This is a genomic window from Streptomyces sp. NPDC101151 (genome assembly GCF_044768335.1).
Classification (GTDB): domain Bacteria; phylum Actinomycetota; class Actinomycetes; order Streptomycetales; family Streptomycetaceae; genus Streptomyces.
Map to the genome: position 1 here is coordinate 206,765 of NZ_JBIWPP010000013.1, position 16,576 is coordinate 223,340.

The 16,576-nt window shown below is 72.0% G+C and carries 16 protein-coding genes; 7 read left to right on the forward strand and 9 right to left on the reverse strand.

What is annotated here, in order from left to right; translation table 11 throughout:
* Positions 1–30 precede the first annotated feature (30 nt).
* Positions 31–1,044: a zinc-binding dehydrogenase gene (locus ACIRU3_RS24600; protein ID WP_404059913.1), complete on the reverse strand. Its 1,014-nt coding sequence runs from the start codon at positions 1,042–1,044 to the stop codon at positions 31–33.
* On the reverse strand, positions 1,041–2,198 hold the full coding sequence (locus ACIRU3_RS24605) for a mandelate racemase/muconate lactonizing enzyme family protein (protein WP_404059915.1): 1,158 nt from the start codon (positions 2,196–2,198) through the stop codon (positions 1,041–1,043). The genes ACIRU3_RS24600 and ACIRU3_RS24605 overlap by 4 nt, the downstream gene beginning before the upstream one ends.
* Before the next feature lie 201 nt (positions 2,199–2,399).
* Between ACIRU3_RS24605 and ACIRU3_RS24610 the strand changes: the two genes are divergently transcribed.
* The gene (locus ACIRU3_RS24610) at positions 2,400–3,368 is read left to right on the forward strand and encodes a hypothetical protein (protein WP_404059917.1); all 969 of its coding nucleotides are present in this window, start codon (positions 2,400–2,402) and stop codon (positions 3,366–3,368) included.
* Positions 3,369–3,597: 229 nt separating this feature from the next.
* Positions 3,598–4,755 (forward strand): serine hydrolase domain-containing protein, encoded by a 1,158-nt coding sequence (locus tag ACIRU3_RS24615; protein ID WP_404059919.1) that lies wholly within the window; start codon positions 3,598–3,600, stop codon positions 4,753–4,755.
* A 134-nt stretch (positions 4,756–4,889) separates the two neighbouring features.
* Here the strand turns inward: ACIRU3_RS24615 and ACIRU3_RS24620 are convergent, their stop codons facing one another.
* Both ACIRU3_RS24620 and ACIRU3_RS24625 read right to left on the reverse strand, forming a co-directional pair.
* Positions 4,890–5,309, reverse strand: coding sequence for an organic hydroperoxide resistance protein (locus ACIRU3_RS24620; protein ID WP_404059922.1), 420 nt, complete (start codon positions 5,307–5,309; stop codon positions 4,890–4,892).
* Between the two features lie 98 nt (positions 5,310–5,407).
* On the reverse strand, positions 5,408–6,409 hold the full coding sequence (locus tag ACIRU3_RS24625) for an NADP-dependent oxidoreductase (protein WP_404059925.1): 1,002 nt from the start codon (positions 6,407–6,409) through the stop codon (positions 5,408–5,410).
* Between the two features lie 88 nt (positions 6,410–6,497).
* Here ACIRU3_RS24625 and ACIRU3_RS24630 point away from each other — a divergent pair, with 88 nt between their 5' ends.
* Positions 6,498–6,932: a MarR family winged helix-turn-helix transcriptional regulator gene (locus tag ACIRU3_RS24630; protein WP_404059928.1), complete on the forward strand. Its 435-nt coding sequence runs from the start codon at positions 6,498–6,500 to the stop codon at positions 6,930–6,932.
* 20 nt (positions 6,933–6,952) lie between these two features.
* Entirely contained in the window at positions 6,953–7,747 is a 795-nt protein-coding gene (locus ACIRU3_RS24635) for an EI24 domain-containing protein (protein WP_404059931.1), read from the forward strand.
* On the opposite strand, the gene ACIRU3_RS24640 is transcribed toward ACIRU3_RS24635, so the two are convergent.
* The gene (locus ACIRU3_RS24640) at positions 7,737–9,041 is read right to left on the reverse strand and encodes a pyroglutamyl peptidase (RefSeq protein ID WP_404059934.1); all 1,305 of its coding nucleotides are present in this window, start codon (positions 9,039–9,041) and stop codon (positions 7,737–7,739) included. The genes ACIRU3_RS24635 and ACIRU3_RS24640 overlap by 11 nt on opposite strands.
* Positions 9,042–9,116: 75 nt before the next feature.
* Positions 9,117–10,055, reverse strand: coding sequence for a LysR family transcriptional regulator (locus ACIRU3_RS24645; RefSeq protein ID WP_404059936.1), 939 nt, complete (start codon positions 10,053–10,055; stop codon positions 9,117–9,119).
* Between the two features lie 58 nt (positions 10,056–10,113).
* Here ACIRU3_RS24645 and ACIRU3_RS24650 point away from each other — a divergent pair, with 58 nt between their 5' ends.
* Complete coding sequence (locus ACIRU3_RS24650; RefSeq protein ID WP_404059938.1) at positions 10,114–10,500, forward strand: RidA family protein; 387 nt, start codon at positions 10,114–10,116, stop codon at positions 10,498–10,500.
* A gap of 15 nt (positions 10,501–10,515) precedes the next feature.
* On the opposite strand, the gene ACIRU3_RS24655 is transcribed toward ACIRU3_RS24650, so the two are convergent.
* The gene (locus tag ACIRU3_RS24655; protein WP_404059941.1) at positions 10,516–11,097 is read right to left on the reverse strand and encodes a TetR/AcrR family transcriptional regulator; all 582 of its coding nucleotides are present in this window, start codon (positions 11,095–11,097) and stop codon (positions 10,516–10,518) included.
* Positions 11,098–11,201: 104 nt separating this feature from the next.
* Here ACIRU3_RS24655 and ACIRU3_RS24660 point away from each other — a divergent pair, with 104 nt between their 5' ends.
* A complete protein-coding gene (locus tag ACIRU3_RS24660; protein ID WP_404059944.1) occupies positions 11,202–13,649 on the forward strand; it encodes a beta-glucosidase H in 2,448 nt (815 codons plus the stop codon).
* A gap of 61 nt (positions 13,650–13,710) precedes the next feature.
* Here the strand turns inward: ACIRU3_RS24660 and ACIRU3_RS24665 are convergent, their stop codons facing one another.
* Complete coding sequence (locus ACIRU3_RS24665; RefSeq protein ID WP_404059947.1) at positions 13,711–14,781, reverse strand: aldose epimerase family protein; 1,071 nt, start codon at positions 14,779–14,781, stop codon at positions 13,711–13,713.
* A 15-nt stretch (positions 14,782–14,796) separates the two neighbouring features.
* Positions 14,797–15,699 carry an SGNH/GDSL hydrolase family protein gene (locus ACIRU3_RS24670; RefSeq protein ID WP_404059950.1) on the reverse strand — a complete coding sequence of 301 codons (903 nt, stop codon included), beginning with the start codon at positions 15,697–15,699 and terminating at the stop codon, positions 14,797–14,799.
* 256 nt (positions 15,700–15,955) lie between these two features.
* On the opposite strand from ACIRU3_RS24670, the gene ACIRU3_RS24675 reads away from it, so the two are divergent.
* The gene (locus ACIRU3_RS24675; protein WP_404059952.1) at positions 15,956–16,450 is read left to right on the forward strand and encodes a DUF3145 domain-containing protein; all 495 of its coding nucleotides are present in this window, start codon (positions 15,956–15,958) and stop codon (positions 16,448–16,450) included.
* The last annotated feature ends 126 nt before the right edge of the window (positions 16,451–16,576 follow it).

Sequence of the window (16,576 nt, forward strand, 5' to 3'; positions counted from 1 at the left end):
CCGTCAGGTCACGCCCCGGCCGGCGCACGGTCAGGGGCGGAGCAGCACCTTGCCCACCTTCGGATCCCCGGCCCCCACCAGCTCGATGGCGTGCGGGAACTCGGTCAGCGGCAGCTCGTGGGTGACCAGTGGCAGCGGGTCCAGCAGCCCGGCGCCGAACATCCGCACGGTGTGCGCCCAGGCCTTGGGGGGTGCCCCGAAGACCGTGTGCACCTCCAGCTGCCGTACGACGAGATCGGTCGGGTCGAGCCCGTCCGCGCCCGGCGCCGGGATGCCGGTCAGCACCAGCCGTCCGCCGCGCCTGAGCAGCGAGGCGGCGGTGCGCGCGGCGGACGCGGACCCGGCGGTCTCGATCACGACGTCGAAGTCGTCGGGCAGCGCCGGACCTTCGGCGTCCCTGAGGCGGAAGTCGCTCGCCCCGAACCGCCGGGAGAGCGCCTCCCGGTCGTTCCGGGTGCCCACGACGAGCAGCTCCGCCGGTGAGACCGCCTTCAGGAACTGCACGGCGAACATCCCGAGCGTCCCCGTCCCGACCACCGCGACCCGCTCGCCCGGCAGGGCGTGCGCCTTCAGTGCGGCGGCCGCGATGCACGCGGCCGGCTCCAGCAGGGCGGCGGCGGTGAGGTCGGCGTCGTCCGGCAGCGGGTGCAGCAGCCGGGCGGGCAGGGTGAGCGTGGCGGCCATGGCACCCGGCCGGGTGAACCCGGTCTCCTCGTACCCGGCCGTGCACAGCGTGGTCTCGCCCGCGTGACAGCGGTCGCACACCTGGCAGTTGCGGAAGCCCTCGCCGACGACCTTGCGGCCGACGAGACTCTCCGGTGCGCCCGTGCCCACCGAGCGCACGGTCCCCGACCACTCGTGGCCGGGCGTGAGCGGGTAACGCACGTACCCTTCGGGCCGGTTGCCCTGGAACACCTCGCGGTCGCTGCCGCAGATGCCGACCGCGTGCACGGCGACCAGCGCCTCGCCGGGACCGGGATCCCTGGGCGTGTGCTCCTCGACCCGGTGGGTGCCCGGTGCCTCGATCAGGACCTGGGAACTCACTTCGCGCCCTTCGGCCTGCGCTGCTCCCAGCCCTCGGCCCACAGGTCGAACCGGGCCTGCTGCTGCGGGAACTCGGCGGCCGCGTCGGTGTCCAGCTCGACACCGAGACCGGGCTTGCCGGAGAGGTGGAAGTAGCCGTCCACGACCTCCGGCGCCCCCTTGACCACCTTCTTGATCTCCGCGTCCGCGAAGTCGTTGAAGTGCTCGAGGATCTTGAAGTTCGGGGAGGTGAAGCCGACCTGCAGCGACGCGGCTGTCAGCACGGACCCGCCCACGTTGTGCGGGGCGACCAGCATGTAGTGAGCCTCGGCGGTGGCGGCGAGCTTCCGTGTCTCCCAGATACCGCCGATATGGCCGACGTCGGGCTGGAGGATGTCCGCCGACTGGCTCTCGAACAGCTCGCGGAACTCGATCCGGTCGTGGATGCGCTCGCCGGTGGCGACCGGGATGTCCACCTTGGCGGCGACCTTCTCCAGCGCCTTCAGGTTCTCCGGCGGGCAGGGCTCCTCCAGCCAGGCCGGCTCGAAGGGGGCCAGCTCGCGGGCGAGCCGGACGGCGGTGGCGGGGGAGAAGCGGCCGTGCATCTCCAGCATCAGCTCGGTGTCCGGACCGATGGCGTCGCGCACGGCCTCGATGAGGGAGACGGCGTACAGGGTCTGCTCGTGGTCCAGTTCGAAGTGTCCGGTGCCGAAGGGATCGATCTTCAGGGCCCGGTAGCCGCGCTCGATCACCCCCTGGGCGGCCTTGTGATAAGCCTCCGGCGTTCGCTCGGTCGTGTACCACCCGTTGGCGTACGCCTTGACCCGGTCCGTCACCTTGCCGCCCAGCAGCTGCCACACCGGAACACCGAGGGCCTTGCCCTTGATGTCCCAGCACGCCATCTCGACGACCGCGATCCCGGACATCACGATCTCGCCGGCGCGCCCGTAGTCGCCGTACTTCATACGGCGTACGAGGTCCTCGACGGCGAAGGGGTCGGATCCGAGAACGTGGTTGGCCTCGGCCTCCCGCAGGTAGCCGAGCAGCGCGTCGGTGCGTCCGAGCATCCGGGTCTCGCCGACTCCCGTGATCCCCTCGTCGGTGTGCACCTGGACGTAGGTCAGGTTGCGCCACGGCGTCCCGACCACGTGTGTGCTGATTCCGGTGATGCGCACGGCAGTTGCCCCTCAGCTGTTCGATATTTCGTCACACGTTCGAAATGCTGGCGTGACAGTAAGGATGGGTCGGCGGGGGTGTCAATGGGTCGAACGGGTAACGGTTTCGACAAGGATTTCGAGAACATTTTCGGTCCCGCACGAAACCTTCACAGCGGCGCCTAGGAACGTGACCGGCGGGGAATCTAGTCTTCCGGCGTCATGGACTTCTGCCACCCGTGCCAACGGCACCTCAACGGCGCCCTGGCCTGCCCTGGGTGCGGCGCTCCGGCGCGAGTCGCGTCCCCGGAGACACCGGCCGCGCACGCGTACGCGGGTGCGGGTGGGGCGCCGGCTTACGGCGGCTACGTCCACTCCGAGGGGTACGCCCCCTCCGCGACGTACGGCGGCTACGGCGACGCGACGGGCGCCGGCGAACGGTACGGCACCCCTGCGGGTCCCGGTGAACGCTACGGCGACCCTGCTGGTCCCGGTGAACAGGGCGAGCCGAGGGGTTCGGAGGAGTACGACCCGCAGGACGAGCACCTGGGGCCGGACGAGCACCTGAGGCAGGACGAGTCCGAGTCCGAGCGCGGAGGCCGCGCCGCCCGGCGTCAGTCGCGCGGCCGGGGCCGTGGTGGAGCCACGGGTGGCGGGGAGTCCGGCAGCGGCCCCGGTGCCGGCGACGCCAGCCGCCGGGACCGCAAGGCCGCCGCGCACCGGCGGCGCCGGCGCCGTACCGTGCTGATCGCCGCGGGCTTCGTGCTGGCGGCCGGCGGCCTCAGCATCGCCGAGCTCGGCATGGACGCCCCCTTCTCCAGCGACAAGCCGGCCGCGTCCGGGGACGCCTCCACGGACGGCGGCAGCTCCTCCGCGTCCCCGGGCGTGACGGCGTCCCCCCTGGACGACGCCTCGGGCGCCCCGGGTACCGGGGACGGCTCCTCCCCGGACCCCTCGGCCTCGGCCTCCGCCTCCAGGTCCCCGAAGGACAAGGACTCCAAGTCCCCGTCCGCCACGGACAAGGCGGAACATTCGGCCACCGCGGGCGCGGGCAATCCGGCCTCGGCCCCGGCCGCCCCGGCCACGTCCCAGCCGGCGTCCACGCCGACGGCCGCCCCGCCGACATCGGACCCGACACCGCAGCCGTCACCGACGAAGACGTGCAACCGGTTCCTGTGGTGGTGCACGTAGGCACACGGGCAGGCCGCTTCGCGCCGCGCCGTACCGCTGACTGTGCCCTCGTTCCCTGTACCACCCCGTGCCCTCGGCCGTCCGGGGCACGGGTGGCACCGACCCGGCCTCGTGGCGGTTGAGTCGGACAGGTGTCTCTCGCCGTACACGACCCTGGGAACGCCCGGCGACGGAACGGGCGTTGTGCACAGAGGGAGCGGCGAGCAGCGGCTCGGTTCGAGGAGAGCGGATGACGCAGGGGACCACCGTGCACGGCACGGTCGCCGAGGGCTTCGAAGCGGTGCGCGAGGAGTTCGCATCCTTCGTCGCCGAGGAACGGGACGACTACGAGGGGCAGTTGTGCGCCTACGTCCACGGCCGGCGGGTCGTCGACCTGTGGGTGGGCGAGGGCGCCGACGCGGACTCGCTGTACGGCGTGTTCTCGTCCACCAAGGGAGCCGCCCATCTCATCGTGGCCCTGCTGGTACAGGACGGCACACTGGAGCTGGACCGCAAGGTCACCTACTACTGGCCGGAGTTCGGCGTCGAGGGCAAGGGTGCGCTGACCCTGCGCGACCTGCTCGCGCACCGCGCCGGCCTGGTCGGCACCGACACCGGGTTCAGCACGGCGGAGCTGGCCGACGACCGGGCGCTGGCCGAACGCCTCGCCGACCAGCGGCCGTTCTGGCGGCCTGGCTCGGCCTTCGGCTACCACGCCCTGGTGATCGGCGCGCTGACCGGCGAGGTCGTCCGGCGTGCGACGGGCCGTACGATCCAGGAGCTGTACGAGGAGCGGGTCCGCGCCCCCTACGTCCTGGACTTCCACCTCGGCCTGCCCGCCTCGCGCGAGCCACGCTTCCGCACGGTCCAGCCGATGCTGCCGACCCCCGGCCAGCAGGCGGCGCTGGACGCGCTGCCGGACGGCCCGCACACCCTCGCCTCGATCGCCTTCAACCGGCACACGCCCGAGCCGACCGACCTGGCCTCCCTGCCGAACGAGCGCGGTGTGCGTGCCAAGGGTCCGGCCTCGGTGGGCGGTGTGGCCTCTGCCCGCGGTCTGGCCGGCATGTACGCGGCGGCGATCGGTGAGATCGACGGCAAGGCGCCGCTGCTGAAGGAGGACACGGTCGCGGAGTTCGGCCGGCCGCACTCCGTCGGGTACGACTTGGTGACCCGAGGGCACCGGGTGTTCGGCCTCGGCTTCCAGGCCACGTCCGACGCCTGGCACCTGTTCCTGGGCGCGGGCACGATCGGCCACAGCGGCGCGGCCGGTTCCCAGGCCTTCGCGGACCCGCGCAGCGGCCTGGCCTACGGCTACACGCGGCGCCGGTTCGCCTTTCCGGGCGGAGCGGCACCGGAGAACGAAGGGCTGGTGGCGGCGGTGCACCGGGCGGCGCTGACATCCTGAGAGGCGCGGGGAACTGCGCGACCGGCCACGCACCGGCCGCACCCGAAGTCTCACCGCACCCGGCGGACGCTCACCTGCCGGCAGCCGCACCCCACGTCCAAGGGTGCGGCTGCCGTGGTGCGCAACGACGGTTCTCAGGCCAGCGTCACGGTGATGTTGCCGCGGGTCGCCTTCGAGTAGGGGCACACCTGGTGAGCCTTCTCGATCAGCTCCCGCGCAGCGGTCTCGTCGACGTTCGGGATGTTCGCGGAGATCTCCACGATGATCCCGAAGCCCTCGTCGTTCTTGCCGATCCCGACCTTCGCGGTGACGGTCGAGCCGGAGATGTCGGCGCCCTCCTGCCGGGCGACGACGCCGAGCGCGCCCTGGAAGCAGGCGCTGTACCCGGCGGCGAACAGCTGCTCGGGGTTGGTGCCGGCGCCGTTGCCGCCCATCTCCTTGGGCGGGTTCACGACGACGTCGAGCCTGCCGTCGTCGGTGGCGACGCGGCCGTCGCGGCCGTTCTCCGCGGTGGCGACGGCGGTGTACAGGACGTCTGACTGCTGGATGGGCATGCGGTTGTCTTCCTCCTCGGTCCGCCGCGACTCGCGCCCACGATCGACGGCGGATTCCGGAAAGAAGTTACCGCATGCCGGAAAGGTCAGGCCAGGGGTCAGAGCTTGACGATCATCTTGCCGGTGTTGTCACCGCGCAGGACCCCGAGGAACGCCTCCAGGTTGTTCTCGATGCCCTCGACGACCGTCTCGCGGTACTTGAGCGCGCCCGAGGCGACCCAGGGGCCGACCTCCTGGACGAACTGCGGCTGCAGGTCGTAGTGGTCGCCGACCAGGAAGCCCTCCATGCGGCCCCGGGTCTGGATGAGACGGGCGAGGTTGCGCGGGCCGGGGGCGGGCTCGGTGTTGTTGTAGACCGAGATCATGCCGCAGATCGCGATCCGGCCGCCCTGGTTCAGCGAGCCGATGGCCGCCTCCAGGTGGTCGCCGCCGACGTTGTCGAAGTAGACGTCGATGCCGTCGGGGGCGGCCTCGCGCAGCTGCTCGCCCACCGGGCCGTTCTTGTAGTTGAAGGCGGCGTCGAAGCCGTACTCCTCCACCAGCAGCTTGACCTTCTCGTCCGAGCCGGCCGAGCCGATGACCCGCGAGGCGCCCTTGAGCTTGGCGATCTGTCCGACCTGGCTGCCCACGGCACCCGCGGCGCCGGACACGAACACGACGTCGCCCTCCTTGAAGGAGGCGGTGCGCAGCAGGCCGGCGTACGCGGTCAGGCCGGTCATGCCGAGGACGCCGAGGTACGTCGACAGGGGTGCGGCCTCGGGGTCGACCTTGACCCCGCCGTGCTGGGCGCCCAGCACCGCGTACTCGCGCCAGCCGAAGAAGTGCAGGAGGTGGTCGCCGACCTCGATGCCCTCGGCGTTGGAGGCCACCACCTCGCCGACCGCACCGCCCTGCATGACCTTGCCCAGCTCGAACGGGGCGGCGTACGACTTGGCGGCACTCATTCGGCCGCGCATGTACGGGTCCACGGAGAGGTACTTGTTGCGTACCAGCACCTGGCCCTCGCCCGGCGTCGGTACGGGCGTCTCGACGAGGGCGAAGTCCTCGGGCTCGGGCCAGCCGACCGGACGGCTGAGCAGGTGCCACTCGCGGTTGATCATCACAGGACCTTTCGATTTACTTCAGTACCTGAAACAACAGTGCAACTGAATATTTCATGATGTCAAGTAAACGCGGTATCCTGAGGGCATGGCCGCACCACAGAAGACCCGTCCGGACGAACTGACCGTGGAGGTCGTCGAGCTGATCGGCGAGGTGGTGGGCCGCTACCACGCGGATTACGAGGAGGCCGCCGCCGGACACGCGCTGACCGGCGCACAGGCGAAGCTGCTCAGCCTGCTGTCGCTCGACCCGCTGCCGATGCGGAAGCTGGCGCAGAAGCTGAAGTGCGAGCCGTCCAACGTCACCGGGATCGTGGATCGCCTGGAGTCCCGCGGTCTGGTCGAGCGCCGCCCCGACCCCGCCGACCGGCGGGTGAAGCTGGCCGTGGCCACCGACGAGGGCCTGCGGGTGGCCCGTGACCTGCGCGACGGCCTTCAGTTCGCCCGTGAACCGCTGGCCGGGCTCAGCGCCGACGAACGGCGGTCGCTGCGTGACCTGCTGCGCCGGATGCTCGACACCTGAGGCCGGGTAAAGTCTTCGCCATGCGCGATCTTGGGGTGGGATTCGGCTACCTGGTCAAGGGCCAGCGATGGGTCGGCCGGCACGGCAAGCAGTACGGCTTCGGCCTGCTGCCCGGCCTGATCACGCTGGTCCTGTACGCGGCGACACTGGTCGCGCTCGGGGTGTGGGGCGAGGACGGGGTCGCCTGGGCGACACCGTTCGCGGACGACTGGTCGGGCCCCTGGCAGGGACTGTTCCGCGGCTTCCTCACGGCCGTCCTCTTCGCCCTCGGCCTGCTGCTGGCCGTCCTCACCTTCACGGCCGTCACCCTGCTGGTCGGACAGCCCTTCTACGAGAACCTCTCCGAGAAGGTCGACGAGGACGTCTCGCCCGACGGCACCGCACCCGAGTCGGGCCTGCCGCTCTGGCGCGAGCTGTGGTTCTCGGCCCGCGACAGTCTGCGGATCCTGGCCCGGGCCCTGCTGTGGGGCGTGCTGCTCTTCGCCCTCGGCTTCCTGCCCGTGGTGGGCCAGACGGTCGTCCCGGTCATCGGCTTCTTCGTCACCGGCTTCTTCCTCACCGAGGAGCTGACCGGCGTGGCCCTCCAGCGCCGCGGTGTCGAACTCCGCGCCCGCCTCGCCCTGCTCCGCTCCCGCAAGACCCTGGTCTGGGGTTTCGGTACGCCGCTCGGCCTGGCGTTCCTGGTTCCGTTCGTCGCCGTGTTCCTGATGCCGGGAGCGGTCGCGGGAGCCACCCTCCTCGCCCGTGAGCTGCTGGGCGAGGAGAGCGCCGACGAGGAGGAGACCGCGGACGACGACGAGCAGGTCACCTCCTGAAGGTGGCCTCCGCCGCCACGGTCACGATCGACCGCACCTGCGCGATGATGTCCAGCCGGTTGCGTACGAACTCGGTGTCGGTGACCGTACCCGTCGCGGGGTCGGTGTTCCCGGTGCCGAACTGCAGGACCGGGGTGTGCACATGGCCGCCCGGCAGGGTGTCGTGCAGGCCCAGGCGGTCCCGGAGCAGGGTCGCGCGGTAGGCGATCTCGTTGGAGAGGTAGTCGCCGCCGCCTCCCGCACGCGCCGTCGAGCCGGAGGTCGGACCGTCCGGCCGTACGACGGCCTCGGTGCCTCCCGCCGGGATCTCGGTCACCTCCGTGTGGTCGTACACCGGGAACCGGCCCGTGCCGGCGGCCGTGATGGCGGCGTACGGCAGTGTCGTCGTCGTCCATTGCGGCTGCGTTGCCGGGTCGGCGACCGGGACGGTCTCGGTGCGGGAGACGTTGTCGTTGTCGGGGAAGCCGCCCCGCCAGGCCCCGTTGGTGCGCTCGATGTCGAAGCGCCCGACGCGGCCCTGGCTCACGGTCGTGAACAGGTCGACCTTCGGCAGGCAGGGCCGCAGGGTCCGCTCCACAGTGCCCCCGGCGAAGTCGGCCCAGCGCACGGGGAACACGGCCGTCTCCACCCGGGCCGGACCCTCGGCCGTCTCGATCACCGTACCGTCCAGCGCCAGCGCGCTCGCCCCGGACGGGTTGGAGATGCGGATGTCCCGGTCGAGGGTGAAGGGGTCGAAGCCGGTGAGCAGGACGCGCCTGAGGTGCGGCTGCCCGGTGCAGCGGATGTCGGTCTGGCCGCGCGAGGTGCGCTCCAACCGGTCGAGCAGTGCGGAGCGCTGGGTCTCGGTGAGGATGAACTCCGGCTGCCAGGTGCGGACTTCCCGGGTCATGCCCAGCCGTGCCCAGTACAGCGGCCGGTCGTCGTCCCGGCTCAGGCCCGCCCGTCGCCCACCACCGCCCTTCCAAGGAAGCGCTTCGCGCCGTTCTGATTCCGTCGGACCGCGCCCCTGCGCCCGGTCCACGGCCCGCCGCCACAGCGCCGAGCCCTCGCGTACGACGATGCGGCGGGCCTGCGCGTAGGAATGGGCGCTGGTCAGCTCCCGGGTGAACTCCGGTGCCACCCCGTCGAATCCGGAGCGCGCGAGGATCTCCTGCGGTACGGCCCTGGTGAGCCGCTGCTCCTCGGCGGTGGGGGAGGGGACGGTACCGGCGGCGCCGGCCGTCGTCGTGGGGGCGGACAGGCCGGCCAGCAGGGCCATGCCGAGGACGACGGTCCGTATGCGTAGCGAGGTCACGGGGGTTCGGGTCCTTCCGTCGCTGCGGGGCGCGTGGTGCGGGGGACGGCGGAAGTATCCCGTGACGGGAGTGGTCTACGCCATGGTGCGGGGGAGCCGCGCGGCCTCCTCCCGCAGCACCGCGACAAACGCCCCGACGGCCGGTGAAGGCGTCCGCCCCCGCACGGTCGCCGCGTACACCGCCCGTACCGGAGCGTCCTCCTCGCGCACCGGAAGCAGGACGACGTCAGGGCGCACCCCCTCGGCGGCCAGCCCCGGCACCAGGGCCACGCCAAGACCGGCGGCCACATAGCCCTGCTTGGCCGTCCACTCCGCGACCACATGCGCCACGCGCGGCCGGAACCCCTCCCGCAGGGCCGCGTCCAGCAGCGTTCCCTCGGGCCGGGAACTGCCGGAGATCCAGTCGGCGCCGGCGAGTTGGGTGAGCCGGACCCCGTCCGCACCGGCCAGCGGATGGGCGGCGGGGACGGCGACGTACAGGGGCTCGTCCAGCAGATGGTGCAGGTCGTACGCGTCCAGCGGGGCGCGGCCCGTCGAGGAGACGACCGCCAGGTCCAGACGGCCGGCGGCCAGCCGGTCCAGCAGGCCGGGGGTGAGTCCCTCCTCGCGCTCGACCCGGACGGCCGGGTGCCGGGCCCGGAAGGCGGCCAGGGCATGCGGGACGAGTGCCGCGTCCGCCGAGGCGAACGCCCCGAACCGCAGCCGCCCGCCCGCCACTTCACGCAGCGCCGCGAGCTCGCGCACGGCACCGTGCAGCGACTCGGCGACCGTCTCCGCGTACGGCACCAGCGCCCGCCCCGCCTCCGTGAGCCGTACCCCGCGCGGCAGCCGGTCGAACAGAGGTCCGCCGCCCAGCGCCGACTCCAGCGAGGCCACCTGCCGGGACACCGCCGACTGCGTCCAGCCCAGCGCCCGCGCGGCCACCGTGAACGAGCCGGCGCGGGCGACCTCCAGGAACGCCCGCAGCCAGACGGTGGACAGATCCGGCACGTCGGATTCATGCGAGATGTGCATGGCATCCATGCTAGACATTCGCTTGTCGCATCGCCGAGGCGCGCCTAGCGTCGAGAGCATGCAGATAACGGTCGGCAGCCCCGCCTCCGCACCCCAGCCCCTGAACCCCTACTACTCCCAGGTCGCCCGCGTCGAACACGCCGACGGCGCCCTGTTGTATCTCTCCGGGCAGATCGCCGAGGGCGCCACCCTCGCCGAGCAGACCCGGGGCGTCTTCGAGACCGTCGGCGCCCTTCTCGAGGCCCACGGCGCGACCCTCGCGGACGTCATCAACATCCGCACCTGTCTCACCGACATCAGCGAGCTCGAGGAATACGCCGCCGTACGGCGGCAGTTCCTCACCGGGACCCCGCCGACCAGCATGACCTTCGAAGTGCCCCGCCTCTTCCGGGCCGATGCGAAGGTGGAGATCGAAATCGTGGCGGCGGTGCCGGCCGGCAGGTGACGATGCCGGTGAACCTCAGTCCACCGGCTCGCCCAGCAGCCGCAGGAAGTCCCGGAACGCGCCCGGCATGTCGACCGACTCCGGGTCCAGCAGCCACTGGTACTGCAGACCGTCCATCACCGCGATGAGCAGCGGGGCGGCGCGCTCCGGGGTGAGACCGCCCGGCAGACGGTCGCCGTACTCGGCGCGCAGGACCGCCGTCATGTTCGCGCGGACCTCCGCATAGCGCTCGGTGAAGTAGGGGCGCGCCGGGTGCCCCTCCGTCACGCTCTCGCCGAGCAGCGCCGAGAAGGTCTGGATGATGGCCGGGCGCATCGCGTTGTACTCGACCAGCGAGGCGAGCAGGTCGACCCGCCAGTGCGTGTCAGGGACCGCGTCCCACCGGTCCCGCTCCCGGAGCACGGCCACCAGCAGGGCGTCCTTCGTCGGGAAGTAGTGCAGCAGCCCCTGCTGGGTCAGCCCGACCCGCTCGGCCACGGCGGCCATGCTCGCGCCCCGGTAACCGCGCTCCGCGATCACCTCGAGGGCCGCCCCCACGATCTCCGCGCGCCGCTCCTCGCCCCTGACCCTCGCGTTCATGACGTCACCGTACGGCATCCCTCCGCGCCAAATATAACAGCAAGATAACAAAACCTACCGCTCTACAGGTATCGGATGCAGGATGAAGGGGATCCAAGGGACTTCAGCGAGGAGGAACCGCCGTGGCGGAGACAGACAAGGCGCGCGCAGACGAGGCCCGCGAGACGGTCGTGGAGGCCGCGCTCGGACGGCTCGATCTCGACGCCAAGGCGCGGCTGCTGGCCGGCCAGGACATGTGGACCCTGCCCGCCCTGCCGGAGATCGGCCTGCAGTCCCTCGTCATGTCCGACGGCCCGATCGGCGTGCGGGGTGTGCGCTGGACGGCCGACGACCCCTCCGTGGCCCTGCCCTCGCCGACCGCGCTCGCCGCCACCTGGGACCCCGCACTCGCCCGCCGCGCGGGCGCGCTGCTCGCCCAGGAGGCCCGCCGCAAGGGCGTCCACGTCCTGCTCGCCCCCACCGTCAACCTGCACCGCTCCCCGCTCGGCGGCCGCCACTTCGAGGCCTACAGCGAGGACCCCCAGCTGACGGGCGCGATCGGCAGCGGCTATGTCACCGGCGTCCAGTCCGGCGGCGTCGGCACCACCGTCAAGCACTTCGTCGCCAACGACGCCGAGACCGACCGTTTCACAGTGAACAACCTGGTCTCCGAACGCGCCCTGCGCGAGCTGTACCTGGCCCCCTTCGAGGCGATCGTCGCGAACGCCCACCCCTGGGGCATCATGACCGCCTACAACCAGGTCAACGGCACGACGATGACCGAGCACCACCACCTGGTCAACGAAGTCCTGCGGGGCGAGTGGGGCTTCGACGGCTTCAACGTCTCCGACTGGATGGCCGCCCGCGACACCGTCGGCGACATCGAGGGCGGCCTCGACGTCGCCATGCCCGGCCCCGAGACCGTGTACGGCACGGCGCTCGCCCAGGCCGTCCGGGACGGCAAGGTCGCCGAGGCCACCGTCGACGCCGCCGTACGCCGGGTGCTGCGCCTCGCGGCCCGCGTCGGCATCCTGGCGGGCGCCGAACCGGTCGTCGCCGAACCGCCCGCGCCGGTCGACGGCGAGGCCCTGGCCCGCGAGATCGCCCGCCGCTCCTTCGTCCTCGTGCGCAACGAACGAGACGCCCTGCCGCTCCGGCCGAACGGCACCGTGGCCCTGATCGGCGCCGCCGCCCGCGAGGCCCGCATCCTCGGCGGCGGCTCCGCCACCGTCTTCCCCGCCCGGATCGTCTCCCCGCTCGACGGCCTCACCGCCGCCCTCCCCGACGGCGCCCTCGTCTACGCGGTCGGCGCCGACCCGGCCACCGAACTAGCCGCCGCGGGCCAGGGCTTCACGCTCCGCGCGGTCTGCCGGGACGCCGACGGCGCCGTCATCGGCACCGGCACCGCCCCCGGCGGCCAGATCCAGTGGATGGGCACCGACCTCCCCGACGGCGTCACCCACGACACGCTCCACACCGTCGAGCTGACCGGCACCTTCACCCCGCGTGAGTCCGGCGCGCACACCTTCGGCATCAAGGGCATGGGCGCCTTCACGCTCACCGTCGACGGGACGACCTACTACGACGACGTCCAGCGCCCCGTGAGCGAGGACCCCTTCGAGACCCTCTTCGCCGCCCCCACCCCCCGCGCGCAGGCCGAACTCACCGCGGGCGAAGCGGTCGACGTCTCCCTGACCTACGTCGTCCGGTTCCCCGAGAACATCCCCATGAAGGTCGTCACCTTCGCCCTCGCCCACTCCGCCCCCCGGCGCGACCCCGACGAGCTGATCGCCGAGGCCGTCGAGGCCGCCCGCGCCGCCGACACGGCCGTCGTCATGGTGGCCACCACCGACCGTGTCGAGTCCGAGGGCTTCGACCGCACCGACCTCCGCCTGCCCGGCCGTCAGGACGACCTGGTCCGCGCCGTCGCCGCCGCCAACCCGAACACCGTCGTGGTCGTCAACTCCGGCTCCCCGGTCGAACTGCCCTGGCGCGACGACGTCGCCGCCGTGCTGCTGACCTGGTTCCCCGGCCAGGAGGGCGGCGCCGCTCTCGCCGACGTGCTGACCGGCACCCACGAGCCCGGCGGCCGGCTCCCCACCACCTGGGGCTCCCTCGCCGACGCCCCCGTCACCCGGGTCGTCCCCGCCGACGGCGCACTCGCCTACACCGAGGACATGTTCATCGGCTACCGCGCCTGGGAGCGGGCCGGCCGCACTCCGTCCTACCCCTTCGGACACGGCCTCGGCTACACCGACTGGACCTACGAGTCCCTCGACGTCGACGTCGACGGCACCACGGCCCGCGTCCGTCTGCGCAACACCGGCGAGCGGGCCGGCCGGGAGGTCGTCCAGGTCTATCTCTCCCCGGCCGAGCCCGACGCCGAGCGGCCGGCGCGCCGGCTGGCCGGATTCGCGAGCGCCGAGGCCGGACCCGGCGAGAGCGTCGAGGTGACCGTCGAACTGCCCCGCCGCGCCTTCGAGGCCTGGGACGACACGGCGAAGTCGTGGGTGTGTGTGAAGGGTTCGTACGAGATCGCCGCTGGGGGCTCGATCGCGGACCGCAGGCTGACCGCGCCGATTAACGTCTGATCCGGGACAAGTCCCCCATGAGCAGCCCCGGTCCGGGACCTGACCTCCGGACCGGGGCTCATCACATCCGGTTCCGGTGTCTGCTCTGCTGCGGATGCCGGGTCGGCCGGCCGCCCGGGGGCGCCTGGCGGACCGAGAAGCCGTACACCGTCTCGGACCTGAACACCTCGCCCGGCCGCAGCTCGGTGCTCGGGAAGTCCGGGTGGTTGGGGGAGTCCGGGAAGTGCTGGGTCTCCAGGGCGATCCCGTCGCCGGGGGCGAAGGGAGCCGTCAGATGGTCGGCGGTGTAGAGCTGGAGGCCGGGCTCGGTCGTGGCGACCGTGAGCACCCGCCCGGATACCGGGTCGTGCAGCTCGGCCACCTCCTGCGCCGTCTCCGTCACACCCTTGTCCAGCACGAAGTTCTGGTCGTAGCCGGAGCCCACCCTGCGGGCCGTACGGAAGTCGAAGCGGGAGCCCGAGACGTCCTCCAGGGCGCCGGTGGGGATCAGGTCGGCGTCGGCCGGGGTGTACCGGGAGGCGGCGATCCGCAGTTCGTGGCCGCCTGCCTGGCCGGAGCCGCTCAGGTTCCAGTACGTGTGGTTGGTGAGGTTGACGACGGTCGGCGCGTCCGTGACGGCCTCGTAGGCGATCCGCAGCGCACCGGACGCGTCCAGCGTGTAGGTGGCCGCCACCTCGAGACGGCCCGGGAAGCCCTCCTCGTCGTGCGGGCTCACCCGCGTCAGCCGCAGCCCGTGCTCGACCGGCTCCACCTCCCACACATGCTTGTCGAAACCGCGCACGCCGCCGTGCAGACAGTGGGGCTCGCTGTTGCGGGCCGGTGTGTACGTACGGCCGTCCAGCGAGAAGCGGGCGCCCGCGATGCGGTTGGCGTACCGCCCGACCAGAGCCCCGAGATACGGCTCCGGGTGCGCCCGGTAGCCGTCCAGCCCGGGGAATCCCAGCACCACGTCCGTCGTCCGCCCTCCCCCGCTCTCGGCGTCGCTCGAGCGGGGGGACCCCCATCGGTCCGGGACCTCGACCGACTGCACGATCCCGCCGTACGACAGCACACGCACCCGCACCCCGGCCCGCTCCAGCGTCCAGCGGTGCACCGCGGCGCCGTCGGAAAGTGTGCCGAAAAGTTCGCTCATGTGGAAAACCCTAGGTCACGGCTTCTGCGCGATGACCGTTCGGTACGCGATCTCGGCGAGCCGTGCCTGGCCGTTCCGGCCCGGGTGGAACCAGTCCCAGTGGCTCAGCTGTTCGGTGTCGAAGCGGTAGTCGAAGACCGCGTTCCCGTCGAAGCGGCAGCGGCGGTTCTTGGCGCACACGTCCTTCAGCACCGCGTTGTAGGCCTCCACCCGCTTCTGCACCTTGTCCCGGCGCAGCGTGGCCAATCCGCTCAGATCATCGGCGTTGCCCAGCATCGAGGGACAGATGCCCAGCTTCCACACCTCCTTGCCCAGCGGGTTCGTCCGGCCCTCGGACCACAGCCGCTTCAGGTTCGGCACGCTCGCCACGTACACCTGCGTCTTCGGCAGCGCCGTGCGCAAGGTGGCCAGCGCCTCCTCGAAGTCCGCGCGGAAGGCGGCCACCGAGGTCATCGCCCGCGCCGAGGACCGGCAGGCGTCGTTCGCGCCGATCATCACCGTCACCAACTCCGGGCCGCGGGTGGCGGCCTGGGCCATCTGCTCCGGCAGATCGGACATCCGGGCGCCGGTCTCCGCGAAGTTCCAGCTGCGCTCCGCCGCGCCGGTCACCCCCAGCAGACGCACCGCCAGGCTGTCCACCTTGGCGTCGCTGCCCGTCGCCCACGACACCTCGGGGCAGTCGGAGAGCACCGCGCACGCGTCGAACCCGCGGGTGATGGAGTCGCCGACCGCGGCGATCGAGTCCGGACTGCGGTCCCACACCGGCGTGGGTCTGGCCGAGGGGCGGGACGCGCTCGCGCCGGAGTCCTTCGTGCCGCCGCCACCGCCGCCACCGAAGGCGTCGCACCCCGCCAGGGACAGCACGGCCGCTGTCGCCACGGCAAGGGCCGCCCGCGCACGGTGGCTTCGCTTCCGCATCCCTGTTGATCCCCTCGCTCGGCGTGCAGTGCTCCCCCCCATTAACAACGCGCGAGGGTTCCCGGCCCGGGACCTTGGAACGGCTCACCCCCGTACAAGCGTCCCCCTGGGTGAATGGCGGGAGTTTCCTGGCACTGGGACCGACGGTACGTCACACTCCTTGCGCCGCCGCAGGGTAGCCTCGCCAACAAGGCGGCCGTCGTGCCACTGCCGCCCAGCCAGTCCGCAAGATGTCCCGCTCTGCCCGGAGGTTCCGGTGACGACACGTGGAGTTCTGTACGTGCACTCCGCGCCGCGCGCGCTGTGCCCGCACGTCGAGTGGGCCGTCGCGGGGGTGCTCGGCACGCGCGTCAGCCTCGACTGGATCCGGCAGCCCGCGGCCCCCGGCACCTGGCGCTCGGAGTTCTCCTGGAAGGGCGAGGTCGGCACGGCCTCCAAGCTCGCTTCGGCGCTGCGCGGGTGGCACCTGCTGCGCTTCGAGGTCACCGCCGAGCCCTGCCCCACCGCCGAGGGCGAGCGCTACAGCTGCACCCCCGACCTGGGCATCTTCCACGCCGTCACCGGCATCCACGGCGACATCCTCATCCCGGAGGACCGTCTGCGCGCGGCGCTGGTCCGCAGCCAGCGCGGCGAGAGCGACCTGGAGGCCGAGATCTCCAGACTCCTGGGCAAGCCGTGGGACGACGAACTGGAGCCGTTCCGCTATGCGGGAGAGGGCGCCCCGGTGCGCTGGCTGCACCAGGTGGTCTGAGCGGAGCCCGAACGAAGAAGGGCCCCCACCGGCCTTCCGTTCTAGTGGTCGTCGCAACACCCCAGCTCAGGGGATGCGATGGACTTCGAGATTCGGGAGGGGCGCAAGCCTCAGGGGCCCCGCAAG